Source organism: Rhizobium sp. P1_B8 (assembly GCF_056406515.1).
Genome location: NZ_JBFTZZ010000027.1, coordinates 1 through 22,983, shown reverse-complemented (window position 1 = coordinate 22,983; position 22,983 = coordinate 1). Strand labels below are relative to the sequence as shown.

Below are 22,983 nucleotides of genomic sequence, written 5' to 3'. Positions count from 1 at the left end.
CTACAGGGCCAGATCATGGAACAACAGGCAGCCGATGTCCTCCTCGCCACGCAAACGGCACTCAGCCAGGCAAGCGCGCTTGCGGTGCAATATTCGTTCTCCGTCCTCGGGGCGGTGATCCTGCTCGTTCTTGGCTGGGCGCTGGCCGGCTTTACCAGCCGCTGGGCCTATGAAGGCCTGTCGCGCGTTCATGGCATCGACGAGACGCTGGCGCGTTTCTTCACCAATGTGCTGCGCTATGCGCTGCTCATCCTGGTGTTCATCACCGTCCTCGGTCAATTCGGCGTCCAGACCGCCTCGATCATAGCAACCCTCGGCGCAGCGGGCCTGGCGATCGGACTAGCGCTGCAAGGGACGCTGCAGAATATCGCCGCCGGCATTATGCTGCTGATCCTCAGGCCTTTCCGCGTCGGTGAATATATCGAGACCAGCAGCGTGGCCGGCACGGTGCGCGAAATCGGATTGTTTGCAACCGAGCTCAAAACCGGCGACGGGCTCTACCGGTTGGCGCCGAATTCGACGCTCTGGAACACGCCCATTACCAATTTCACCCGCGAGCCCACCCGGCGGAACGAGCTGAAAATCAGCGTCGCCTATGAGGATGACATCGATCTGGCAATGGAGACGCTGATGAACCTTGCTAAAGCCGACTCCAGGGTGCTGACGTCACCGGCACCCAGCGTCTTCATCGACAGCCTCGGTGATGGCACGATCTCCGTCGCGCTGCGCTACTGGGCAAAGACAGGTGACTGGTGGCTGGTCAGCCGTGACATGGTGAAACGCGTGAAACTCGCCTTCGATGACAATCCTGACGCCGTGCCGGATGCTTCAGATGCCGCGCCGGCAAAAAAGTCCAACGGCAAGGCGACGGCCGAAAAACCGACGCCGACGCGGCAGTAAGACATTGCAGCGCCACCGATCTTTTTAAGACCCGTGGCGCTGTGCAGTTTGAATTGTTAATTTTGTCCCTAAATCGATGCCGATCTAAGAATTGCGCCGTAGCCTATTGGATGACGCCGCAGGAGAGTCTTTCCCCGGCATCACCCGAAGGCTGGCTGCGATAATCATCCGAATTGGCGTGCACCATCAATGCGCGGCCGCGAATGCCGTCAGTCTTGCCGTCGAGCGTGACCATGCCGTCGAAGATCTGTGCCCGCAACCTGCCGTCCTGCCCGACATATTGATTGGGCATATCGCCGGCGTGCGGTCCCTTGGCGGCAAGGATGCCATGCTCGGCCTTATCAGGGTTGAAGTGACCGCCCGCTGATTCGTGATGGGTCGCGGCGTCGCAGCGGCCGGTCTCATGAACATGGAACGCCACCCATTTGTTCGCCGGCAATCCCGATATCTCGACTTCGATCAGGACGCCGCCATTGGCGGCAGCCGTCAGTTGCGCGCGACCGTCCTCCTTGCCGTCCTTGCCGACGAAATTGGCGACCGCCGTTTGCTTGTCCTGAGCGCCTGCCGGCAATGCAACCGCAAGCAGGCTCAAGGTGGCGATAATGCTCATGGCTTTCATGGAGATCTCCTTGCGTCCGGTTGTCCTTCTGAACGTGTCAAACCGGAAGGTGTTCCTGAGCCGCGCGTCCGATAGGACGCGCTAAGGACGCTCCAGCACTTTGCGTGGCGCCTAATCCTTTCCGAAAATCACTCTGATTTTCGGGTTATGCGCAGGAATATCGAACGAGAAAAGCCGGACAACCGGCCGGCTTGCAGATCTTTCGATTTGAGACGCCGCTCAGGCGACGGCGTCGAAATCGAATTGACCGTAGGTCTTGCGGTAGAGATCGTCGGACTGATCGCCTGATGTCGGCGCGGCCTGCTGCAGCGGATAGGGAACGGCGATGCTGCTTGCACTGCCGCCGTCACGGGTGTCCATCATCAGCGCAATCAGGCTGCCGGAAAATTTCGGCTGCGTGTCGCTGGCCTTATCGTCTTCGAGGAGTTCCTTGATGATGCCTGGCTTCTCATCGGCGGCACGTTCGCCGCGGCTGAGTACGCCATCGCCATTGGCATCGAGCCGCGAAAGCGTCGCCAGATATGCGTATGAGGTGTCTGAAACGGATGTGGTGCTGGTCATACAAACCTCCATTCACCGCCTTCTGCCGGTGGTGTTTGCACGCAATACGAACGTTGGAAAATCACTGTTGACTCGGTGGTTAAACTGATTTGCGCAGTGCGTCAATAAGTTGTTAACTTCTCATTAACGATGATTGACAAAAGTTAACGGAACGCCTGAACGCAGGCCTCCGCCAGCGTCAGAAGGCCGCTTTCCTGCGTATTTCAGCTATTTTTCACATATAAAACAAACGTCTAACGCATCGACCCCGCTGCTGCACTGCAACCGAATATTAATCCGGCCCATACAAAATGGACATCACGCATCACCAGCAGGCGTCCAGCGTATAAAAAATCAATCTCTGTATTCATTTTAGAAAGGTCTTTCATGTCCGGCGAAATGAGGCACGTTCATCAAACGAGGACGCTTTCCTCTGCTGTCGTCCCGCGAGACGTATGCACATGAAAGCTGAAGCGCTCTTCTGGCGGCAATGCACCGAGGCCGTCACCGCCGACGGATCGATCGATGCGCAGCGCCTGATGGATCTTGTGATCGCGACCTATCGCGTCCATGAAAGCGACTATGACGAAATCGAGAGAAGCGCGGAAACGCTGCTGAGGGAAAACCATGCGCTGAGAGGCAATATATCAGCCCTTAGCCAGGCGTTCGACGGACAGAAAAAACTCTTCGAAGTCATTCTCAACAACCTGCCGCTCGGTCTCAGCGTCTTCGACGCCGACCAGCGGCTGACGCTTTCCAACATCCGCTTCCGTCAGCTCTTCGACCTGACGGACGAAGATGTCATTGCCGGCGCGACAATCGCCGATCTCACGGCTAAAATGCGCGGCACGGAGAGCGCCAGCACCAAACCCGGCCGGCGGACCGGGCGACATTCCTCCGCAACCGCAAGAAGCAATAGCCTCCGTCGGCGCGAATGGTTGATGGACGATGGCCGCATCATCCAGAGCATGGTGACCATCCTTTCCGACGGCAGCAACATTTCCATTCACGCCGACATTACCGAGGATCGAAGGGCGGCCGAACGCATCACCTATCTCGCCCACCACGACCCGCTGACCGGCCTTCCGAACCGCATCCATTTCCGCGAGCAGGTCGATGCGACGCTCGCAGAGCGCAGGCCAGATCAGCGGATTGCCCTCGTTCACCTCAATCTCGACGGTTTCAAATCGATCAACAACACGATGGGCGTTTCGGCCGGCGACAAGATCCTGCAGCAGGTCGCCGAGCGCATCCGAGCCTCGGCCGGTTCGGAAAACACCCTGGCGCGCCTCGGCTCGGACGAATTCGCCATCCTGCAGACGGGCAAGCAGCAGCCGCGGAACGTGACGGCGCTTGCAGAGCAGATCCGCCGTGAGCTTTCCGAACCATTCCTCCACGGCGAGAAACAGCTGGAGCTCAGCGTCTCCATGGGCATCGCAATCGCCCCTGATGATGGTGAGGAAACCGATATCCTGCTGAAAAATGCCGGCGTGGCGCTGTCACATGCCAAGGCGGACGGGCGCAAACGCGAGCGCTTCTTCGCCAGTGAGATGGAAGCGCAGATGCAGTTGCGACACGCGCTGGAGGCAGACCTCCGAACAGCCGTTGAGAAAGAGGAATTCGAGCTGCATTATCAGCCGCTCTATGACCTCTCGCAGCGACGTATCTGCGGCTTCGAAGCGTTGATCCGCTGGAACCATCCGGTCCGAGGCCGCGTTCCGCCGATGGATTTCATTCCGCTGGCAGAGGAGGTCGGCCTCGTCGTCGATATCGGCCGTTGGGTTTTGCGTCGGGCCTGCAACGATGCAGCGCAATGGCCGGAGGGCATCAAGATCGCCGTCAACGTTTCGGCAATCCAATTCAGCAGCAGCGACCTGACGCGAGATGTCAGCGAGGCACTTGCCGCCGCCGCGCTGTCGCCGTCGCGGCTTGAACTCGAAATCACCGAGAGCGTGCTGATGGAAAATCTCAGCGAAGTGCTGCCGATCCTGCATGCGCTGAAGGAGCGCGGCATCCGCATCTCGATGGACGATTTCGGAACCGGCTATTCCTCACTGAGCTATCTCTCGAGCTTCCCCTTCGACAAGATCAAGATCGACAAGTCCTTCGTCAACGACATCGTCGACAACAAGGAAGCGCATGCGATCATGCACGCGATCATCCTGCTCGGCGATGCGCTCGGCATGCGCGTCACCGTCGAGGGCGTCGAGACGGCCGCGCAGCTGGCGCTGCTCGAATGCGAGGAATGCGACGAGATCCAGGGCTATCACATCAGTCCGCCGCGACCGGCGCGTGACGTGCCCCACCTTCTCTCCCTGCCGCCGAAGAACGGCGGCGTGACCTATCTTCCTGAAGCCAAGCACTGAGATCCCCCTCGATTGCGACTCGCATGGCAAGTCGCTACAAAATCGGCTGCGATTCCTGAGATCTTCGTTGTCGCATCCTTTTACCGCCCGCATTCAATTCCGCGCCGATGCCCTATCGGCGGAAAACGATCTTCCTCATGACAGGTGGCGCTATGTTCGCGGCTGAAGCCTTCTCCCCATACGAAACGCTTGCGGCGGCGCTGATTGCGCATGCGGCCGATGGCGACGACGGCTCGCACGACCTTGCCCATATTCTGCGCGTCTTCAGAAATGCCATGCGCATCCATGCGGGAGAAGGCGGCGACGGGCGGGTTCTTGCCGCTTCCGTGCTGCTGCATGACTGCGTCGCCGTCGAGAAGAATTCGCCGCTGCGGGCAAAAGCATCGGCTTTGGCGGCGCAGAAGGCATCGGCGATCCTGGCGGAACTCGGCTGGAGCGAGGCGGATGTCGAAGCCGCGGCCCACGCAATCACTGCACACAGTTTCTCCGCCGGGGTGGCACCGCAAACGCTGGAGGCGAAGATCCTGCAGGATGCCGACCGGCTGGACGCGATCGGCATGGTCGGCGCCGCCCGCTGCTTCTATATCGCCGGGCGACTGGGATCCGGGCTCTACGATCCATTCGACCCGGCGGCAGCGGACCGCCCGCTTGATGATAAGCGTTATGCCATTGACCATTTCCAGACGAAGCTGTTCAAACTGGCGGAAGGTTTCCAGACCGAGACCGGCCGCAGGCTGGCCGCCGCGCGTGATAAAAGCCTGCGCGACTTCCTCTCGGCCTTCATGGACGAAATCTAGGAGCACAAGATGCGTGTCAGCGACCTCTTCATCTACCCGCTCAAGAGCGCCCGCGGCATTGCGCTGCCGGCCGCCGACATTGACGCCTATGGGCTTCCCGGCGACCGGCGGGCGATGATCACCGATGCCCAAGGGCACTTCATCACCCAGCGCGAGTTGCCCGACCTCGCACGCATCGAGGTACGACCGGAGGCGACCGCCTTTCGGCTGCTGATGCAGGGGAAAACGGACATATCGGTAACACCGCCTCAGCCCGAAAACCGCATGGATGTGACCGTGTGGAAATCTGCCGTCAGCGCCGCCGTCGCCGATCCGGAGAGCAACCGGCAGCTTTCCGAATGGCTTGGCCGCGAGGTGCGCCTAGTCTTCTTCGACGGCCAGGCACGGCGGACGGCAAATGCTGAATGGGCCGGCGAAGCCACGCCCGTCACCTTTACCGACGGTTATCAGATCCTGGTGACGACGACGGGCTCGCTGAAGGCATTGAATGCCGATCTCGCCGCCCATGGCGAAGGCAGTGTCGGCATGGAACGCTTCCGTCCGAACATCGTCATCGATACCGACGAGGCCTGGCCGGAGGACCGCTGGGCGGCGATCGAGATCGCCGGCATCCGCTTCGATCTCGTCAAACCCTGCTCCCGCTGCATCATGACGACTCAAGACCAGTTGACCGGGTCCCGCGAGGGACCAAACCCAATGCAGGCCATGGGCCGCATCCGCATGTCCGCCGACCGGCGCGTGCCCGGCCCGCTTTTCGGCTGGAACGTCACGCCGCGCGGCAACGGCAAGGTCACGATCGGTGACACCGTCAACATCGTTGAAGAGCGGCCGGAAGGCTGGGCGCTCAAACGTCGAGCCGCAGCCTGAAGGGCATCGCTTCAAACCGGATTCATCCGATGCGCTTTGAGTCTTTGACTTATGCATGTCGCCCAAAAGCATGCTTTTTGGGCGACATGCATTAAAACCCTCAGAAGCGATCGAGCGCGGCATCGATCCCCGCCATGACATCGGCTGGCAGTGGTCCCTTCTCCAGCGCGCCAGCATTTTCCTCCACCTGAGCGACGGTGCGGAAGCCCGGAATGGGAAGGGTGCGCGGCGAGCGTGCCCAGAGCCAGGCAAGCGCGCCCTGCGTCAGCGTGCGGCTGCCTGACGTCAGGAGATCGCGGACGGCATCGAGCCTCGCGGCGAATTCCGGGGCCATACGTCCATCCTTGAAATAGACCATCCAATCGAGGGCAGCACCGCGGACATCCCCCGCGCCCACCGCTTTGTCGGCGGTGAACTTGCCGGTCAGCAGCCCCATCGCCAGTGGGCCACGATTGATGGAGATCAGGCCCTTCCCCTCGATCACCGAGATCATCTCCGGCACCGGTTCGAAAACATTCATCGTATGCTGGATCGAGACATAGCCCTGTCGGCCGACATGACGGGCGGCACGATCCGGAAAATCGGTACTCCAGCCGAACGCATCGATCTTGCCTTCGGTGCGAAGCGCCTCCAGCGTATCGAAGACGGCATCCGATTGATCCATCGGAAAATCATTGAGGTGGAACTGCAGGAGATCGAGGCGATCGCGCTTGAGGCGGCGCAACGAGGTCTCGACCGAACGGCGGATGAAGGCCTCGTCGGCAAAGGCGCCGGTTGCCTGCTTGCTTGCCGGATCGGTGGCGAAGCCGAACTTGGTAGCGATGACGACATCGTCGCGATTACCGATCGCCCGGCCGAGCACTTCCTCCGAGTGGCCGGCGCCGTAGTTCGAGGCCGTGTCGAAGAAGCGGATGCCGAGTTCGGTGGCACGGTCGATCGCCTCCACGGATTCATCGTCGTCGACATCGCCCCAGCCGAGCGGCGTGTCGCCGGCGAAGAAGGGGCCGCCGATCGCCCAGCATCCCATGCCGAGACGCGGAATTTCGCGGCCGTTCCAGAGCGTGATCGTCGTCGGTGATGCGGTCTTGGTCAGCATGGGGTCCTCCTTGATTGGCAATCCTGTGAAGACATAGGAAGCGCTCATCAGCAGGTAAACCGCCAAATCCGGAGGATGTTTTGCACCCGTAAAAAACGAGGTCAGGCGGAAATACCGTTCGGGCCGGAAAGCGTCCGCAAGGCTGGATTAAGCGCCTTGAGCGCCGCCTGAACGAAACCGTCGCGGGCAGCTGCCGCCTCGATGCCGCGCGGCTCGTAGACATGACGATGCAGGAAGAACCCTGTCAGGCGGAATGCAGCCGAGAGACTATCAAAGTCGGCTGCATGATTGCCTTCGATGCTGAGGAACGGCGGCAGGAGCAGCATTTTGTCCGCCCAGGGCTCGCCCGCGGTGCGGCTGACGGCGCGGCCAGATTTCGGCGAGACATAGACGAGATCGGAACGGGCGCCGGTCGCAGCGCATTCGGCAAGATCGAGGCCGAAGCCGAGATCATTCAGCACAGCAAGCTCGAAACGCACGAAGAGTTCGCCGGCATCGGCCGGATTATGCAGGTGATCGAGGATGACCTCCAGCGCATCGAAGAGGTGTGGATGCGGGTCACGCTCCGGCAGCAGCCGCAGCAGCGCGCCCATCGCCTGGACACCGTAGACGGCGGTCGCCGTTTCCATCAGGCGGGCGGCGCGCAGTGTCACCGGCTCGACGCGGAATTCACCGAGATGTTCGTCAAGCCGGGCACGCCAGTTGACCTCCACGGCATTGCCCGCCTGCAGCACCGGCTGCATGGCGCGCGAGCGGCCGGAACGCACCAGGCCGAGATGGCGGCCGCGATCACGCGTCATCACCTCGGCAATGACGCTCGTCTCGCCGTGGCGCTTGACGCCCAGAATGATCGCCTGGTCCTGCCATTGCATCGAAAGAAGTCCCTGCGGGTGACGAATCCATCCTACTGCATAATTCAAGGCGTTACAGCGTCCTTTGCACGTCTGAAAGACGCGCGGCGCCGTCAGCAAGGACTGGATTCTGTCACGGACCGTGTCAGGCTACAGCCGGGAAAAGCCTCTGCAGGAATTCCCGCATCGCCGTTTCGTCGAACGGCTTTACCAGAAGCGGTATCTGTTGCAGGTCGGGCGGGAAATCGCCGGTATCGGAATAGCCACTGACGAAGCCGAAGGGGATGCCGATATCGAGAAGATGGCGGGCAAATCCGAAACTCATGCCCTCGCCGAGATTGACGTCGAGAAGGGCGAAATCATACGTCTCCGCAGCAATGGCGGCCCTCGCCTGTTCCACACTGCCGACGATATCGATACTCTCGACGCCGGCCAGGCGCAGAATATCCTCCGCCTCCATCGCGATGATCAAACTGTCTTCAAGAACCAGAACACGGATTGCGCTCATGATTCGATGCCCCCCGTCGGGCGCCTGTCGCAGCGCCCCGGCCGTTTCGCCAACATCATTGCCCTCCGGTGCCCCGCATGCCACGCTATCGGTGAATTCCGCCACCTTTTCTGAATAAACCATTTTTCTGCCCGGTCGATAAGAATCAAAATCGGAGGAAAGTTGACGGCTCACTTTATTTTCCGTGCTGCTAATGCGCATTTAAAAAAGACATAAGCCGGCCGGTTGGCTACGGCATATTTGTGCAGCCATTCAAAGTGCTACAGCGTCCTTTGCGGCGTCTCGAAAGGACGCGCGGCGCTGGAGAGCAATTCCAGTATAATTGCGCAGTGGTTGGCGTCCGGAATTGCGCCAAACAAGACGGAGCATATCCGTCACCCGGGAGAAATGAGGAATGCTCTAAAGCGGGTCGCAATCCTTCAGATACGCTCCTCGCGCTTTAGCTCTATATTTCCAACTCATGCCGTTATCGCAAACCGCTGCTTTGCGCGACATGCCTTAGATGAACGGGCGTTTGCCCTCTCCGAGCCCTTCCCAGCCGGCGATCGCCATCAATTCCTCGCCGTTCAGCACCTCGCAGCCACGCTCCTGCCAGCGGATCAACCCACGTTCGCTGAGCTTTTTCAAGGTTTTGTTGGTATGAACGATGGAAAGACCGAGCGTGTCGGCAATGTGCTGCTGGGTGATGGGGATGAATTTTCGGCCGTTGAAGATATTCAGCTTCCGGCCGCGCTCAAACAGGAAAGCGATCAGGTAGGCTGCTCGTTCCAGCGCCGTGCGACGGCCGATGCTCAAGAGATGCTCATCCAGGATGCGCTCCTCGCGCGCGGCGATCCAGGTAATGTCGAAGGCGAGCGAGGCGTGCTTGTTGTAAAGCGTCATCAGCCTGTCACGCTCGAAGACACAAAGGGAAACGGGCGAAAGCGCTTCGACGGAATGCTGCATCTCGCCGGCGATCGTTCCCTGCAGGCCGATCAGGTCGCCCGGCATAATATAATTCAGAATCTGGCGGCGTCCGTCCTCCAGCATCTTGTAGCGGAAGCCCCAGCCGGCGAGCACCGTGAAGAGATGAGCGCTATGTGCGCCCTCGACGAGGATGGTCGAGCCGGCATCGACGGCAAGCTCACCCCTCTTGAAGCTCGAGACGAACTCCAACTCATCACGGCTGAACTCCCTGAAATGCGGCAGCGGCCGCAAGGGACATTGCTCGCAAGGGGTCTTGAAAGAATTGATGGGTCTCGACGTCGCCATACTTGCCCTTGCCGTCACAAAACCGGCGCGCCAACGTTGGCGCGCCGTCCATCAAGGAATGCGCAAGCGACGGATTTGTTCCATGAGCGAGGCTAATTTTTTATGCGAAAACAAAGGGCTGGCGCCAGCCCGATGAAATCCTTGCCACGCTTATTTCGGAAAATCGAGACCCATTTCGCGGAACCGCTCGGGATCATCCCCCCAATTCTCGCGAACCTTGACGAACAAAAAGAGATGGACAGGCTGTTCGAGGATCTCCGACAATTCCTTGCGCGACGCAGTCGATATCGCCTTGATGGTTTCACCACCCTTGCCGAGCGCGATCTTCTTCTGACTGTCGCGCTCGAGATAGATCACCTGCTCGATGCGCACCGAGCCGTCCTTGCGCTCTTCCCACTTCTCCGTTTCGACATGCGAGGCATAGGGAAGCTCCTGGTGCAGGCGCAGAAACAGTTTCTCGCGGGTGATCTCGGCCGCGAGCTGGCGCATCGGCAGATCGGAGATCTGGTCTTCCGGATAATACCACGGCCCCTCCGGGAGCGTTTTCGCCAGATAGTCCATGAGGTCGTCGCAGCCGGAGCCGTTTTCGGCTGATATCATGAAGGTGCGCTCGAAAGCGATCTTCTCGTTGGCGGCAGCGGCCAGCGCCAGCAGATCCTCACGGTTGACGCGGTCGATCTTGTTGAGCAGCAGGATCTTCGGCTGCCGGACTTCCTTGAGGCCTTCGAGGATGGCTTCGGCATCGCCGCGCAAGCCGCGCTCGCTGTCGATCAGCAGCACGATCAGATCGGCATCCCTCGCACCGCCCCAGGCCGAAGTCACCATGGCGCGGTCAAGCCGGCGGCGCGGCTTGAAGATACCAGGCGTATCCATGAAGACGATCTGGGCGTTGTCGTGGATCGCGATGCCGCGAACGATGGCGCGCGTCGTCTGCACCTTATGGCTGACGATCGAGACCTTGGCGCCGACGAGGCGGTTCACCAGCGTCGACTTGCCGGCATTGGTCGGTCCGATCAGCGCGACGAAGCCCGAATGCGTCGGACCATTGGTTTCTGCGGCAGCCTCGGCCGCGATATCTTCTTCTTGTGTCATTGTCCCGTCAGTTTCCGGCAGACGATTGCTGCCAAATGCCTTCGCGCTCGAGCATCTTCGTTGCCGCGACCTGTTCGGCGGCACGCTTCGACCGCTCTACGCCGGTTTCCGGCTTAATGCCAGCAACTTCCACCGTCACCTTGAAGCGCGGATCATGATCCGGTCCGCTGCGTTCATCAACCCGGTAGATCGGCGTGACGCCGAATTTCGCGTGCGACCATTCCTGCAGCTCGGTCTTGGCGTCGCGCTTAGCGCCATCGGCCCGCACTGCCCTGCCCTGCCAGTAACGCAGAATGAACCGGCGGGCAACTTCGAGGCCGCCGTCGAGATAGATCGCGGCGATCAGGCTTTCGACGACGTCGGCGCGCACGTTCATCATGCGCTTGCCGGTCAACTTCTTCACATCGGCGCCGGTACGGATATAGAGGTGAAGATTGAGTTCGTCGGCAACCGCAGCGCAGGTTTCAGCGCTGACGAGTTGGTTGAGGCGAACCGAGAGCTCGCCTTCTCCCGCCGTCCCGAAGGTGCGAAACAGAAGCTCGGCGATGCAGAGCCCAAGAACTCTGTCGCCGAGGAATTCGAACCGTTCGTAATTGCCGCCCTTTTCGGTACGGGCGCTGGCATGGGTCAGCGCGCGATCCAGGCGTTCCTTTTCAGCGAAGTCATGACCGATCAGGCCTTCAAGCTTTGCGCGGTCCGCCGCAGAAAGCGTCTGCGCCTTGCTCATTCAACAACCTTGAAGAGGCGGTCCCAACGCATGTTCGTCGGCCACTTCCAGATTTCGCGGAAGGAGGTATCGTTGCCAAGCGAGAAGAAGATAACGCTGGCGCGGCCGACAAGATTTTCGGCGGGCACGAATCCGACGTCGAAGCGGCTGTCGAGCGAGTTGTCGCGGTTATCGCCCATCATGAAATAATGGCCTTCCGGCACGATGAATTCGCGGGTGTTATCGCCGCGCGACACCGGAGACTGATCAAGCGTGTCGTAGGTCTTGCCGTTGTCGAGCGTTTCGCGGAACACCGGCACATCCGCGCCCGGATCAAGCTTGTAATCCGAGGTGAAGCTGCCGTCCGCCACCTTCGGAACCGGCTTGCCGTTGACGTAGAGCACGCCGTCGGTAACCTGGATATGGTCGCCCGGCAGGCCGATGCAGCGCTTGATGTAGTCGATCTCGGGGTTTGGCGGGAAGCGGAAGACGACGATGTCGCCACGCTTCGGATCGGCGCCGAACAGGCGGCCGCTGAAGAGATCAGGCGAGAAGGGCAGCGAATATTTCGAATAGCCGTAGGCGAACTTGTTGACGAAGATGTAATCGCCGACGAGCAGCGTCGGCATCATCGAACCGGACGGAATGGTAAAGGGCTGGAATAGCACCGTTCGGATCACCATCGCCAAAATCAGCGCCTGGATGATGACTTTGATATTTTCCCAGAGGGCGTTCGGCTTGGCTTCGACTTTTTCGGACACGCAGTCTTATTCCTTCAAGACGCCGCGGCGGCGCAATTCTTTCTGTCGTTCTCTCTAGCGGCTTCGGCCGGTTGCGGCAATGGCGACAACATCAAAAGCGACGAGAGGTCGCGATCAACGCTCCCGCGGTCACGATCAGAGGCTCTCGGGCAACGCCTCGATAATGACGAAGGCCTGCGCCAAGGGATAATCATCCGTTATTGTCAAATGAATGGCGGGCCTGTGACCCGCGGGCAGCAGCGATTCGAGGATCAGGGCGGCCGCGCCTGATAAAACCATGGTCGGCTTGCCGCTCGGCAGGTTGACGACGCCCATGTCCTTCCAGAAGACGCCCTGCGCTATGCCGGTGCCGAGCGCCTTGGAACAGGCCTCCTTGGCGGCGAAACGCTTGGCATAAGATTCGCCACGGTTTGCCCGGCGGTCGGAACGCGCGCGCTCGATCTCGGTAAAGCAGCGATGGGTGAAGCGCTCGCCGAAGCGCTCGATGGATTTCTCGATACGGCGAATGTCGATCAGATCGCTGCCAATGCCGATGATCATGCCGGAACCTTCCGTCGCTTAAGAATTCTTGATCGGGTTCATATGCTCGGCATGTCGCCGGCCGGAACGGCAAGGCGCAGGCGCGCCCGCTCCATCAGCCGTATATGGCGGCGCGTCTGAAAACCCTTCACGGTGTAGAATGTCAGCGCATAGAGCGCAACGGAGGTGACGGCCGCCGGCGGAATGGCGCCGACCAGCATTGGCTCCAGCACCGGTTTCCATAGCTCAGTGAAGTTCAGCTTGTGGAAAAGGGCGGCGAGATCCACCGTCTGGCCGGCCAGGTGATCCTCGCGGCTCAACAGCAGATGTCCGATCTCCCAGGTGATGCCCCAGATGAAGGGATAGGTCAGCGGATTGCCGAAGGCGGCGCAACCGAGGGCGGCGGCCACCATGCTGCCGGAAAGGAAATAGGTGATGACGAAAGCCATGACGAAATGCACGCCGATGAAAGGCGTCCACGAGACGAAGACACCCGCAGCGACGCCGGCGGCAACCGCATGCGGCGAAGCGCTCAGGCGCAGGACGCGCATTGTCAGGTAACGGATCGGGCGAAGGAAACCCTTGCGAGGCCACAAAAGCTCCCGCATCTTTTCCCTGAATCCCGCAGGTTTGCGACGGCGAAACAACATGGCCGGTATTTAGTGCAGCGCACACCGCCATGACAAGAGCGGCAAATGATACCGCTCGAAAAACAGCCCCTCAGTTCTCTCTGCGAAGAGGAGCTTCTCATGCCGAGGGGCGTCCGTTATGCATAACGTCCCTCACCCGCCTCAAGTATTAAGTTCAGTATCAGCGATTGCGGAACAGACCGCGGTCGACCTGGCGCTGACGAAACTCGAGATCGATACGATCGAGCGAGCCGTTCAAATATGCCATTTCACGTTCCTGCGTGGTCGGAGCGCGAAAGGCGCGAGCGAATTTCTTGATAGGGTCAAACATTACCTTGTCTCATCTTCTGTTTGCGTTTCGAAGACCAGAAGATAGGCTCGGCAAAGGTTAATTACCACCGCCGCAACATGGAGACAGCCATGCGCTGTGCGCATTGCTTGCCTTTTTGATGCGCCGCCAAGATCATAAAATGTGCAATTTTTCGTCCAAACCCCTGAAGGGCTTAACAAAAGCTTACTCGTAGAGCCGCCGGACCGTGGCGATGCAATCCAGTTCCTTCATCTGGGCGAGCAACTGATTGAGCTGGCGCAGATCCCAGACCTCGACCTCGAGCATCATTTCGGTGAAATCGGCAGCCACCCGCACTGTGTTCAGCAAGCGGATATTGACGTCGAGGCCTGCGACCGTCTGGGCGACCTTGGCAAGCGTGCCTGGCTCATTCAGCCCATTCACCATGATGCGCGCCATGAAACGCGACTTGTTGGCTTCGTCGAGATCCCAGCGAACGTCGATCCAGCGGTCGGGCTGATCGTCGAAGCGCTGCAGGCTCGGCGACTGGATCGGATAGATGGTGATGCCCTTGCCTTGATCCATGATGCCGACGATGCGATCGCCGGGCACGGCGCCGGTTGGAGCGAACTTGACGTCGACATTGCCGGACAGTCCGCGGATCGGCCCGATATCGGCATCCGCGTCGATTTCCGAATGGCCACCGTCGTGCCCGGCCTTGGTCTTGCCGGGGATCTTGAAGATCATGCCGGCGGCACTGCGGACGTTGAACCAACCGTCGTCGCCGGAGGGCTTCACGGTGACGCGCTCATCCTGATGATCGGGATAGACGGCGCGCAGCACGTCGAGCGAGGACATCTCGCCGCGACCGACGGCGGCGATCGCATCCTCGACATCCTTCTGGCCAAGACGGTGCAGCGCCGGCTTCATCGCCTCACGCGAGAAGATCTTGCCGGCCCTATTGAAGGTGCGCTCGAGAATGCGGTGGCCAAGGCCGGCATATTGCTTGCGGATCGCCATGCGGGTTGCCCGGCGGATGGCGGCGCGCGCCTTGCCGGTCACGACGATTTCCTCCCAGGCGGCGGGCGGAACCTGCACGCCGGAGCGGATGATCTCGACCTCGTCGCCATTGGCAAGCCGCGTCACCAGCGGCATGATGCGGCCGTTGATCTTGGCGCCCACGGTGGTATCGCCGATATTGGTGTGCACCGCATAGGCGAAATCGATCGGGGTGGCGCCACGCGGCAAGGCAATCAGCTTGCCCTTCGGCGTGAAGCAAAAAACCTGATCCTGGAACAGCTCGAGCTTGGTGTGTTCGAGGAATTCTTCCGGGCTGTCACCCTCGGCCAGGGCCTCGATCGTATGGCGCAGCCAGGAATAGGCATTGGATTCGCGAGAAAGGATGTCGCCATCGGCATTGGTGGCGCCGTCCTTATAGAGTGTGTGGGCGGCGATGCCGAATTCGGCGATTTCGTGCATGCGCTTGGTGCGGATCTGCAGTTCGATGCGCTGGCTGGAAGGACCGACGATGGTGGTGTGCAGCGAACGGTAATCGTTCTGCTTCGGCGTCGAGATATAGTCCTTGAAGCGGCCGGGCACGACGCGCCAGCGCGTGTGGACGATGCCGAGCGCCCGGTAACAGGAAGGGATATCCTCGACGATCAGGCGGAAACCGTAGACATCAGAAAGCTGCTCGAACGAAAGCGACTTCGATTGCATCTTGCGGAAGACCGAATAGGGCTTCTTCTGCCGGCCCTTGACGTAGGCGCTCGTCAGGCCGCTTGCCACCAGCAGATCGCGCAGTTCGGCCTCGATCTTCTTGACGATGCCCTCGTTGCGCTTCGAAAGCTCTTCCAGTCTTTTGGTGACGGTCTCATAGGCTTCCGGGTTCATATGCCGGAAGGAAAGCTCCTCGAGTTCCTCGCGCATGTCCTGCATGCCCATGCGGCCGGCGAGCGGCGCATAGATTTCCATCGTCTCCTCGGAAATGCGGGCACGCTTGTCGGCCGACATGTGATCGAGGGTGCGCATATTGTGCAGGCGATCGGCCAGCTTGACGAGCAGCACGCGCACATCGTCGGAAATGGCGAGCAACAGCTTGCGCAGGTTTTCCGCCTGCTTGGCCTTCTTGGTGACGAGATCGAGCTTCTTGATCTTCGTCAGACCCTCGACCAGGCGGCCGATATCCTCGCCGAAGAGTTCATCGATCTCGGCGCGTGTCGCCGTCGTATCCTCGATCGTATCGTGCAGCAGAGCAACCGCGATCGTCGATTCATCGAGGTGCATGTCGGTGAGGATGGCAGCGACCTCGAGCGGATGGGAAATATAGGGATCGCCGCTCGCGCGTTTTTGCTGGCCGTGCTTCTGCATGGCGTAGACATAGGCTTTGTTCAGCAGTGCTTCATTGGCATCGGGCTTGTATTGCTGAACCCGCTCCACGAGCTCGTACTGCCGCATCATTCCAAAGCCACTCCGATAAAAATAAAAGCGCGCCAATCAACGATTGGCGCACACATGGGCAATAATATGCCTAAGCAATAAAGGTGCAAGATTGACGATTGGTAATCGTCGCTCTTTTGCATCGCATGAAGCATTTTTCCGGATCGCATCAATGCGACCGGGAGGATCATGCCCAAGCGATGCGACCGGGGATCCGGCCGACGCGCTTAGTAGTCGTCGCTCTTTTCCGGCGGCACAAGGCCTTCGATGCCGGCAAGCAGCTCTTCTTCCGACATCTGGTCGAAAGTGATCGTCTCCGGCAGGTCGTCCTGCTCTTCGCTGTCGGCTGCGGCGACACTGCCGGCGGCGATCATGCTTGCCGGATCGGGCTCGGGCTCGTCGACTTCGACATGCTTCTGCAGCGAATGGATCAGATCTTCCTTGAGGTCGTCGGGCGAAAGCGTCTCGTCGGCGATTTCGCGCAGGGCCACAACGGGATTCTTGTCATTGTCACGATCGATGGTGATCGAGGCACCTTGGGAAATCAGCCGGGCGCGGTGGCTGGCGAGCAGAACCAGCTCGAAGCGGTTCTCCACCTTGTCGATGCAATCTTCAACTGTGACACGGGCCATTGCCTGTCCTTTACGGTCGTCATTTCGGGATTAGCACGCCCGATACAATTAAAACCGGGCAAATACAAGTTTTTCATTCCGGCTCCCCTCGTCTTTATCCGCGGCTGAGCTAGATTTCCATGGAGAATGTCATAATTCCACCGAAGGTTGCTTGGAATATGTCGAATCGTGCCCTAAATCTTTCATATATGAATAATTCATAAAGTAAGGATCAAATCGAAATCGAAACACAAGCTATTGTTTTTATTGAAGTTTGGCACCTGCGAATTTCGATTGCTCTCATTGGATTGGTAAGCGATGTTTGACCCACGCGAAAAAATTGCACTCTTCATTGACGGCGCCAACCTCTACGCTGCATCCAAGAGCCTGGGATTTGACATAGATTACCGCAAGCTCTTGAAAGCATTCCAGAAACGCGGATACCTGCTGCGCGCATATTATTATACCGCTCTGATCGAGGATCAGGAGTATTCATCGATCCGGCCTCTGATCGACTGGCTCGATTACAACGGCTACAAAGTCGTCACTAAGCCTGCCAAGGAATTCACGGATTCCATGGGTCGCCGAAAGATCAAGGGCAACATGGACATCGAGCTTGCGATCGACGCGATGGAACAGTCCGAAACGGTCGATCATCTCGTCATCTTCTCGGGCGACGGCGACTTCACGAACCTGGTCGAGGCGTTGCAGCGCAGAGGCCGCAAGGTCTCGGTGATCTCAACCATGGCAACCCAGCCGCCAATGATTGCCGACGACCTGCGCCGTCAGGCCGATCATTTCATCGATCTCTTGTCTCTGAAGGCTGAAATCGGTCGCGATCCCTCGGAGCGGGCGCCACGCCAGGCCGAAGTCGCCCCGGCCAGCGATTTCGAAGACTGATCTCGTCGGGCGTCTCGAAGTCGCGCGATAGGGGCCGGATTGGACCGGTGATCGTCAGCCACGGCGTCGTGGTCAGCCTCTATCCTTCAGCAGGCGGCTCTTCTGCCGATTCCAATCGCGTTCCTTCTCCGACTCGCGCTTGTCGTGCAATTTCTTGCCCTTGGCCAGCGCCAGCTCCATCTTCGCCCGACCGCGATCGTTGAAATAGATCTTCAACGGGATCAGCGTCATGCCTTCGCGGTTGATGGCCGAGCGCAGGCGATGGATTTCACGGCCCGACAGCAGCAGCTTGCGGCGTCGGCGCGGTTCGTGATTGAAGCGGTTGGCTTGCAGATATTCCGGCAAGTAGGAATTGATCAGCCAGATCTCGCCGCCCTCATCCGAGGCGTAGGATTCGGCGATATTGGCCTTGCCTTCGCGCAGCGCCTTGACCTCCGTGCCCATCAGCACGAGGCCGGCCTCGTAGGTATCGATGATCTCGTAGTTGAAGCGGGCCTTGCGGTTTTCGGCCACGACCTTGTTCACCACGCGCTGGCTGCCTTTGGGGGCCATGACGACATTCCAATTTCTTTTTAGGGCGCGAAAAGCCGCGCCCTCATTTCTTGCCCTTTATGTAAGGGAGAGACCCCGTCTTGTGAAGAAGGCCGGTCCCGTCAGTTCAAAAGGCCTGCATGGCGCATGGCGGCGTCGATCGCTGATTCCGTTGCCGGCTCCAGCGTCGAAAGCAGCGGCGAGCGGACGTTGCGGCTCATCCGACCAAGCTTGGAGAGCCCGTATTTGGCACCGCAAAGACCCGGCTCAAGGAAGATCGCCTTGTGCAGCGGCATCAGCCGATCCTGAAATTCCAGCGCGCGGGCATAGTCGCCTGCCAGTGTCGCCGCCTGGAAGTCGGCACAGAGGCGCGGGGCGACATTGGCGGTTACCGAAATACAGCCGACACCGCCATGGGCGTTGAAGCCGAGCGCCGTCGCATCCTCTCCGGACAGCTGCCTGAAATCCGTGCCGCAGGTGATGCGCTGTTCGGAGACGCGCTCGATCTTGCCCGTTGCATCCTTGACGCCGACAATATTCTTGTGCGCCTTGGCGAGCGCACCCATCGTTTCCGGCGTCATGTCGACCACCGAGCGGCCGGGGATATTATAGATATAGATCGGCAGATCGACGGCCTCGGCGATGGCTGAAAAATGCGCGATCAACCCCTTCTGCGTCGGCTTGTTGTAATAGGGAGTGACGACCAATACGGCGTTCGCACCGACCTTTTCGGCATGCTGGGCGAGCTCGATCGCCTCCCGCGTATTGTTCGAGCCGGCGCCGGCCATGACGGGAACGCGCTTTGCGGCAACTTCGATGCAGAGTTCCACCACCCGTTTGTGTTCGGCATGCGACAGCGTCGGGGATTCGCCCGTCGTGCCGACCGGGACGAGACCGGCGCTGCCTTCCTTGATCTGCCAGTCGACATGCGCGGCGAAGCTATCTTCGTCGATCAGTCCGGCATCGGTGAAGGGGGTGACGAGGGCGGGAATGGACCCATTGAACATGCAAAGCTCCTCACGACCAAATCCTTGCTTCGGCCGCATTCCATGAATAAGAGTTGCGCACCATAGAGCGCCGAAATCATCGCGACAAGCGCGTAGAGTTCGGTTTAGGGCAAATTCCGATAGCAGATGTGAATGAATTTTACCTGGTACGGTAAGGTTTCGTTAAGATGCCTCTAGCCTAATGGCAGGGCGTGTTTTCGTTGCGAGATCCCGGATGAAGAAAGCTGTCCTGATTCTGTCCGCCTTCGGCTTTGTTGCCGCCGCGTGGGGCAGTGTTGCGTCGCCGCTTCCCGGCGAGAGCACTCCTATGCCTGATGTCAAGCCGCTCGGCTTCATTCCCGAGACAGCCATACCGGAATCGATGACAACGGGCGCCATTCCGCGCAACCCGGCTATCGCGCCTGTCAGCGGCGACCTGAAAGCCGGCCTGGATGCGCTTTCCGACAAGGACCCGCAACTGGCGCTTTCGATCCGTGACAGCATGCGCGACGCTACGCTCGACCGGCATATCCTCACCTGGGCGATTGCCGTTTCCGGATTGAAGGGCGTTCCCTCCTATGAAATCGCCAGCGCCGCGCAGGAGCTCAAGGGCTGGCCGGGTCTTTCGCGGCTGCGCGCCTATTCCGAGCGCGCGCTCTATGACGAAAATCCCGCCCCTTCCGCCATACTTGCCGCCTTCGGCGATACCGCGCCTGAGACGATGCAGGGCGCCGTCATCCTCGGCCGGGCGCTGGTTGCATCAGGCAAGCAGGCGCAGGCGGCAAAACATATCCGCAAACGCTGGCGAGGAGAGGCTCTCGACAAGGCGACCGAGGACAAGATCCTCGTCGAGTTTTCCGCGCTGTTGACGCCCGCCGACCATAAGGCGCGGATGGACTATCTGATGTATCGCGGCCGGGTGGCGCAGGCCAAGCGCTTCGGCGACATGGGCCAAGCCCAGTCGCTCTACAAGGCCTGGGCTGCCGTTGACGCCAAAGCCGGCAATGCCGGCGCCTTGCTCAACGCCGTCGATGCGAAGTGGCGAGCCGATGCCGGCCTGTTGTTTGCGCGGATCGAATATCTGCGCAAACAGGACAAATATGCCGAGGCGGCAGCACTTCTCGAGCAGATGCCGCCCGAGCGTAGCGAACTCGTCAATTCCGGCGAATGGTGGAACGAGCAACGTATCGTCAGCCGTGGTCTCGTCGACCAGGGACAATTCAAGCCGGCCTATCGCATCGTCGCAAACTACGCCGCAACGAGCCCGACGGATATCGTCGAGGCTGAATTCCACGCCGGATGGTACGCGCTTCGCGGCCTGCAGGACCCGACAACGGCGGAAAAACACTTCCGCAAGATCCTCGATACCTCAAACGGGCCGATCTCGGTCTCACGCGCCTGGTATTGGCTGGGACGCGCCGCGGAGGCCGGAGGCCCCGGCAAATCCAGCGAATTCTATGCGAAGGCCGCGAATTTTCCCGGCACCTTCTATGGCCAGCTCGCGGCGGAAAGGCTGGGGCGAAAGACGCTTAATGTCACCTATCCTGCACCGAGCACGGCTGACCGGCAACGCTTCCAGGCACGCGAAGCCGTGCAGGCGATCGCCCGACTGGAGGCCGCCGGCCATGGATGGCGGGCCGCCATTCTCTATCTCGCGCTCGCCGATCAACTGCAAAGCCCCGGTGAACTGGCTGTCCTTGCGGCACAGGCCGAGCAATCCGGCGATCATCATCTGTCGCTGCAAATCGGCAAGATCGCCTATGGGCGCGGCATCGATGTCGCAGCGCTTGCCTTTCCGATCGGCGTGATCCCGGCGAACGCCAATATATCTGGCTCCGGCAAGGCACTCGCCTATGCCATCGCCCGGCAGGAAAGCGCCTTCAACCCGGCCGCCGTTTCGGCGGCGAATGCGCGCGGCCTGCTGCAGCTTCTGCCGGGCACGGCCCAGGCGGTAGCCAAGCGCAATAACATCGCCTTTTCCAAGGACAAGCTGACGGCCGATGCCGGCTATAACGCGACACTCGGTGCGCATTATCTCGGCGAGCAGATCGACGCCTTCGGCGGTTCCTATATCCTCACCTTCATTGCCTATAATGCCGGGCCGAAGCGGGTGCCGGAATGGATCGGCCGCTACGGCGATCCGCGCGGCAGGCCGATCGACGAGATCGTCGACTGGATCGAGCGCATCCCCTTCCCCGAAACGCGCAACTATGTGCAGCGGGTGATGGAGAATTACGAAGTTTACAAGGCTCGCCTCGGCCAGCCCACCGATATCGAGCGTGACCTGATCGGCGGACGCAGCGCCTCTTGAAGCCGTTTGGCGCGGCTTGAAAAGCAAGTTACATCTTCGGGGTCAAACAGGTCTCGAGGGATGTGATGCCGGATACGGATGCAGGTGGTTTCCAGGAGCGATTTTTCACTTCTTCTGATGGGCTGAGGCTTTATGCCCGCGACTACCCACCCGACCAGGCAGCAACTGCCGGATGGCTGCCGGTGATCTGCCTGCCCGGCCTGACCCGCAATACACGGGATTTTCATCCGCTTGCGCTGCTTCTCTCCCGGGATATGACAGCACCGCGCAGGGTGATCGCGCTCGATTCGCGCGGGCGGGGAAACTCGGCATGGGACGACAACAAGGCGAACTACAATCTCGCCGTCGAGGCCGGCGACGTCATTGCCGCCTGCGCAGCGCTTGGCATTGAGCGGGCGATTTTCATCGGCACGTCGCGCGGCGGGCTGATCCTGCATCTGATCGCGGCGACGCAGCCGGATCTTCTCGAAGCCGTCATCCTCAACGATATCGGACCTGTGCTCGAGGCTGAGGGGCTGGCACGGATCCGCGATTACCTCAACAGCGGCAGGAAGCCAGCGGACTGGAACGAGGCAGTCGATCTATTGAAGGAAAATCATGGCGCGTCGTTTACCGCGCTTGCAGAGGAAGACTGGCGCGAGATGGCGCTTGCCCTTTATCGCGATATCAGCGGAAGGCCGATCGCCGATTTCGACCCAGCGATCGCGGAGGCACTGAAATCGATCGATTTCAGCCAGCCGCTGCCTGATCTCTGGGGGCAATTCGAAAGCCTGAGTCGGCTGCCACTCATGCTGATCCGCGGCGAAAATACGTCGCTGCTTTCACAGGAAAGCGCCGGCGAAATGGCGCGGCGGCATTCGGGCTTGATCCGACATACTGCCGAAGGGCAAGGCCATGCCCCGCTCCTGTATCTCGATAACATCCCCACAGCAATTCGCACTTTTCTCGCCACCTGCCGATAACCTCATCGACACTGGTCAGCTGGCACAACGTGCCAGTCTCGCCCAAATACAAAAAGCCCGGCTCGAGAGCCGGGCTTTCCTGATTGACCGAAGTCAGATCAGATTAGAACGAACGCTGCAGACGGAAGTAGCCCGTCGTGGAGTCGTCAGCATCTTCCGGATCGAGGTACTGAACCGAAGCCTTGGCGTAGAAGTTGTCGACGATCTGGTAATCAACGGTCAGACCGACCTTCCATGCATCACCGGCACCGTCGTAATCGGTAGGAACGGTTTCAAACGCGCTGGCACCGCCGATGTAGTTGGCGTAGTACTGAACACCCGGGGTGATTTTCAGCTTGTCGGTTGCCTTGATGGCGTATTCGGCAGCAACTGCCCATTCAGCCGTCGAGTAGTAGGAGTTCGGGCCGGAAGAGTACACAGCAGCGAGGCCGAGCGTACCGGGACCGATGTCA

General features: G+C 59.9%; 24 protein-coding genes. 7 read left to right on the top strand and 17 right to left on the bottom strand.

From position 1 onward, the window contains the following. Nucleotides 1-15: 15 nt before the first annotated feature. Nucleotides 16-900, top strand: a complete 885-nt coding sequence (locus AC1D2N_RS26940) for a mechanosensitive ion channel family protein (protein WP_018447385.1) — start codon at nucleotides 16-18, stop codon at nucleotides 898-900. Between the two features lie 103 nt (nucleotides 901-1,003). Here the strand turns inward: AC1D2N_RS26940 and AC1D2N_RS26935 are convergent, their stop codons facing one another. Together AC1D2N_RS26935 and AC1D2N_RS26930 are read right to left on the bottom strand one after the other, a co-directional pair. Next, a complete protein-coding gene (locus tag AC1D2N_RS26935) occupies nucleotides 1,004-1,519 on the bottom strand; it encodes a superoxide dismutase family protein (RefSeq protein ID WP_130652119.1) in 516 nt (171 codons plus the stop codon). A gap of 219 nt (nucleotides 1,520-1,738) precedes the next feature. Continuing rightward, the gene (locus AC1D2N_RS26930) at nucleotides 1,739-2,080 is read right to left on the bottom strand and encodes a hypothetical protein (RefSeq protein WP_130652118.1); all 342 of its coding nucleotides are present in this window, start codon (nucleotides 2,078-2,080) and stop codon (nucleotides 1,739-1,741) included. Between the two features lie 440 nt (nucleotides 2,081-2,520). Between AC1D2N_RS26930 and AC1D2N_RS26925 the strand changes: the two genes are divergently transcribed. The 3 genes from AC1D2N_RS26925 to AC1D2N_RS26915 all read left to right on the top strand — a co-directional run bounded on the left by AC1D2N_RS26925 (nucleotide 2,521) and on the right by AC1D2N_RS26915 (nucleotide 6,089). Then, on the top strand, nucleotides 2,521-4,425 hold the full coding sequence (locus tag AC1D2N_RS26925; protein WP_130652117.1) for a putative bifunctional diguanylate cyclase/phosphodiesterase: 1,905 nt from the start codon (nucleotides 2,521-2,523) through the stop codon (nucleotides 4,423-4,425). Nucleotides 4,426-4,562: 137 nt separating this feature from the next. Next, complete coding sequence (locus tag AC1D2N_RS26920; protein WP_197728239.1) at nucleotides 4,563-5,222, top strand: HD domain-containing protein; 660 nt, start codon at nucleotides 4,563-4,565, stop codon at nucleotides 5,220-5,222. 9 nt (nucleotides 5,223-5,231) lie between these two features. Further along, complete coding sequence (locus AC1D2N_RS26915) at nucleotides 5,232-6,089, top strand: MOSC domain-containing protein (protein WP_130652116.1); 858 nt, start codon at nucleotides 5,232-5,234, stop codon at nucleotides 6,087-6,089. A 100-nt stretch (nucleotides 6,090-6,189) separates the two neighbouring features. Here AC1D2N_RS26915 and AC1D2N_RS26910 read toward each other — a convergent pair whose 3' ends face one another. From AC1D2N_RS26910 to rpoZ, 12 genes are all read right to left on the bottom strand, one after another. Then, complete coding sequence (locus AC1D2N_RS26910; protein ID WP_130652115.1) at nucleotides 6,190-7,185, bottom strand: aldo/keto reductase; 996 nt, start codon at nucleotides 7,183-7,185, stop codon at nucleotides 6,190-6,192. A 101-nt stretch (nucleotides 7,186-7,286) separates the two neighbouring features. After that, nucleotides 7,287-8,057, bottom strand: coding sequence for a DNA repair protein RecO (gene recO, locus AC1D2N_RS26905; protein ID WP_026230827.1), 771 nt, complete (start codon nucleotides 8,055-8,057; stop codon nucleotides 7,287-7,289). A 124-nt stretch (nucleotides 8,058-8,181) separates the two neighbouring features. Beyond that, nucleotides 8,182-8,667, bottom strand: a complete 486-nt coding sequence (locus tag AC1D2N_RS26900) for a response regulator (protein WP_018447378.1) — start codon at nucleotides 8,665-8,667, stop codon at nucleotides 8,182-8,184. A 375-nt stretch (nucleotides 8,668-9,042) separates the two neighbouring features. Beyond that, nucleotides 9,043-9,795 (bottom strand): Crp/Fnr family transcriptional regulator, encoded by a 753-nt coding sequence (locus AC1D2N_RS26895; RefSeq protein ID WP_020049310.1) that lies wholly within the window; start codon nucleotides 9,793-9,795, stop codon nucleotides 9,043-9,045. Nucleotides 9,796-9,945: 150 nt separating this feature from the next. After that, nucleotides 9,946-10,887, bottom strand: a complete 942-nt coding sequence (gene era, locus AC1D2N_RS26890) for a GTPase Era (RefSeq protein WP_018070602.1) — start codon at nucleotides 10,885-10,887, stop codon at nucleotides 9,946-9,948. Nucleotides 10,888-10,894: 7 nt separating this feature from the next. Then, nucleotides 10,895-11,614 carry a ribonuclease III gene (rnc, locus tag AC1D2N_RS26885; protein ID WP_130652114.1) on the bottom strand — a complete coding sequence of 240 codons (720 nt, stop codon included), beginning with the start codon at nucleotides 11,612-11,614 and terminating at the stop codon, nucleotides 10,895-10,897. Beyond that, entirely contained in the window at nucleotides 11,611-12,354 is a 744-nt protein-coding gene (gene lepB / locus AC1D2N_RS26880; protein ID WP_018241399.1) for a signal peptidase I, read from the bottom strand. The genes rnc and lepB overlap by 4 nt, the downstream gene beginning before the upstream one ends. 135 nt (nucleotides 12,355-12,489) lie before the next feature. Further along, a complete protein-coding gene (gene acpS, locus AC1D2N_RS26875) occupies nucleotides 12,490-12,894 on the bottom strand; it encodes a holo-ACP synthase (protein WP_018447376.1) in 405 nt (134 codons plus the stop codon). Between the two features lie 38 nt (nucleotides 12,895-12,932). Continuing rightward, a complete protein-coding gene (locus AC1D2N_RS26870; RefSeq protein WP_026230826.1) occupies nucleotides 12,933-13,523 on the bottom strand; it encodes a DUF2062 domain-containing protein in 591 nt (196 codons plus the stop codon). 160 nt (nucleotides 13,524-13,683) lie between these two features. Further along, complete coding sequence (locus AC1D2N_RS26865) at nucleotides 13,684-13,833, bottom strand: DUF3563 family protein (protein ID WP_003558084.1); 150 nt, start codon at nucleotides 13,831-13,833, stop codon at nucleotides 13,684-13,686. 183 nt (nucleotides 13,834-14,016) lie between these two features. Then, nucleotides 14,017-16,251, bottom strand: coding sequence for a RelA/SpoT family protein (locus tag AC1D2N_RS26860; protein WP_018070607.1), 2,235 nt, complete (start codon nucleotides 16,249-16,251; stop codon nucleotides 14,017-14,019). A 206-nt stretch (nucleotides 16,252-16,457) separates the two neighbouring features. Further along, nucleotides 16,458-16,862 (bottom strand): DNA-directed RNA polymerase subunit omega, encoded by a 405-nt coding sequence (gene rpoZ / locus AC1D2N_RS26855; RefSeq protein WP_018241396.1) that lies wholly within the window; start codon nucleotides 16,860-16,862, stop codon nucleotides 16,458-16,460. Nucleotides 16,863-17,159: 297 nt separating this feature from the next. On the opposite strand from rpoZ, the gene AC1D2N_RS26850 reads away from it, so the two are divergent. Next, complete coding sequence (locus tag AC1D2N_RS26850) at nucleotides 17,160-17,741, top strand: LabA-like NYN domain-containing protein (RefSeq protein ID WP_018241395.1); 582 nt, start codon at nucleotides 17,160-17,162, stop codon at nucleotides 17,739-17,741. 72 nt (nucleotides 17,742-17,813) lie between these two features. Here AC1D2N_RS26850 and smpB read toward each other — a convergent pair whose 3' ends face one another. Beyond that, on the bottom strand, nucleotides 17,814-18,293 hold the full coding sequence (gene smpB / locus AC1D2N_RS26845) for an SsrA-binding protein SmpB (RefSeq protein WP_018241394.1): 480 nt from the start codon (nucleotides 18,291-18,293) through the stop codon (nucleotides 17,814-17,816). Between the two features lie 101 nt (nucleotides 18,294-18,394). Then, the gene (gene dapA, locus AC1D2N_RS26840) at nucleotides 18,395-19,279 is read right to left on the bottom strand and encodes a 4-hydroxy-tetrahydrodipicolinate synthase (RefSeq protein ID WP_018241393.1); all 885 of its coding nucleotides are present in this window, start codon (nucleotides 19,277-19,279) and stop codon (nucleotides 18,395-18,397) included. A gap of 214 nt (nucleotides 19,280-19,493) precedes the next feature. Here dapA and AC1D2N_RS26835 point away from each other — a divergent pair, with 214 nt between their 5' ends. Beyond that, complete coding sequence (locus AC1D2N_RS26835; protein WP_477982341.1) at nucleotides 19,494-21,569, top strand: lytic transglycosylase domain-containing protein; 2,076 nt, start codon at nucleotides 19,494-19,496, stop codon at nucleotides 21,567-21,569. 65 nt (nucleotides 21,570-21,634) lie between these two features. Then, on the top strand, nucleotides 21,635-22,531 hold the full coding sequence (locus AC1D2N_RS26830; RefSeq protein WP_018447373.1) for an alpha/beta fold hydrolase: 897 nt from the start codon (nucleotides 21,635-21,637) through the stop codon (nucleotides 22,529-22,531). A 103-nt stretch (nucleotides 22,532-22,634) separates the two neighbouring features. Here AC1D2N_RS26830 and AC1D2N_RS26825 read toward each other — a convergent pair. Next, the coding region (locus tag AC1D2N_RS26825) for a porin (protein WP_477982338.1) at nucleotides 22,635-22,983 on the bottom strand (349 nt) is incomplete at its 5' end.

What these genes read in the sequence shown, in the direction of transcription:
- AC1D2N_RS26940 (WP_018447385.1), top strand. Translation starts at nt 16, where the DNA reads ATGGAACAACAGGCAGCCGATGTCCTCCTCGCCACGCAAACGGCACTC.
- AC1D2N_RS26935 (WP_130652119.1), bottom strand. Translation starts at nt 1,519, where the DNA reads ATGAAAGCCATGAGCATTATCGCCACCTTGAGCCTGCTTGCGGTTGCA.
- AC1D2N_RS26930 (WP_130652118.1), bottom strand. Translation starts at nt 2,080, where the DNA reads ATGACCAGCACCACATCCGTTTCAGACACCTCATACGCATATCTGGCG.
- AC1D2N_RS26925 (WP_130652117.1), top strand. Translation starts at nt 2,521, where the DNA reads ATGAAAGCTGAAGCGCTCTTCTGGCGGCAATGCACCGAGGCCGTCACC.
- AC1D2N_RS26920 (WP_197728239.1), top strand. Translation starts at nt 4,563, where the DNA reads ATGACAGGTGGCGCTATGTTCGCGGCTGAAGCCTTCTCCCCATACGAA.
- AC1D2N_RS26915 (WP_130652116.1), top strand. Translation starts at nt 5,232, where the DNA reads ATGCGTGTCAGCGACCTCTTCATCTACCCGCTCAAGAGCGCCCGCGGC.
- AC1D2N_RS26910 (WP_130652115.1), bottom strand. Translation starts at nt 7,185, where the DNA reads ATGCTGACCAAGACCGCATCACCGACGACGATCACGCTCTGGAACGGC.
- recO (WP_026230827.1), bottom strand. Translation starts at nt 8,057, where the DNA reads ATGCAATGGCAGGACCAGGCGATCATTCTGGGCGTCAAGCGCCACGGC.
- AC1D2N_RS26900 (WP_018447378.1), bottom strand. Translation starts at nt 8,667, where the DNA reads ATGGTTTATTCAGAAAAGGTGGCGGAATTCACCGATAGCGTGGCATGC.
- AC1D2N_RS26895 (WP_020049310.1), bottom strand. Translation starts at nt 9,795, where the DNA reads ATGGCGACGTCGAGACCCATCAATTCTTTCAAGACCCCTTGCGAGCAA.
- era (WP_018070602.1), bottom strand. Translation starts at nt 10,887, where the DNA reads ATGACACAAGAAGAAGATATCGCGGCCGAGGCTGCCGCAGAAACCAAT.
- rnc (WP_130652114.1), bottom strand. Translation starts at nt 11,614, where the DNA reads ATGAGCAAGGCGCAGACGCTTTCTGCGGCGGACCGCGCAAAGCTTGAA.
- acpS (WP_018447376.1), bottom strand. Translation starts at nt 12,894, where the DNA reads ATGATCATCGGCATTGGCAGCGATCTGATCGACATTCGCCGTATCGAG.
- AC1D2N_RS26870 (WP_026230826.1), bottom strand. Translation starts at nt 13,523, where the DNA reads ATGTTGTTTCGCCGTCGCAAACCTGCGGGATTCAGGGAAAAGATGCGG.
- AC1D2N_RS26865 (WP_003558084.1), bottom strand. Translation starts at nt 13,833, where the DNA reads ATGTTTGACCCTATCAAGAAATTCGCTCGCGCCTTTCGCGCTCCGACC.
- AC1D2N_RS26860 (WP_018070607.1), bottom strand. Translation starts at nt 16,251, where the DNA reads ATGATGCGGCAGTACGAGCTCGTGGAGCGGGTTCAGCAATACAAGCCC.
- rpoZ (WP_018241396.1), bottom strand. Translation starts at nt 16,862, where the DNA reads ATGGCCCGTGTCACAGTTGAAGATTGCATCGACAAGGTGGAGAACCGC.
- AC1D2N_RS26850 (WP_018241395.1), top strand. Translation starts at nt 17,160, where the DNA reads ATGTTTGACCCACGCGAAAAAATTGCACTCTTCATTGACGGCGCCAAC.
- smpB (WP_018241394.1), bottom strand. Translation starts at nt 18,293, where the DNA reads ATGGCCCCCAAAGGCAGCCAGCGCGTGGTGAACAAGGTCGTGGCCGAA.
- dapA (WP_018241393.1), bottom strand. Translation starts at nt 19,279, where the DNA reads ATGTTCAATGGGTCCATTCCCGCCCTCGTCACCCCCTTCACCGATGCC.
- AC1D2N_RS26835 (WP_477982341.1), top strand. Translation starts at nt 19,494, where the DNA reads ATGAAGAAAGCTGTCCTGATTCTGTCCGCCTTCGGCTTTGTTGCCGCC.
- AC1D2N_RS26830 (WP_018447373.1), top strand. Translation starts at nt 21,635, where the DNA reads ATGCCGGATACGGATGCAGGTGGTTTCCAGGAGCGATTTTTCACTTCT.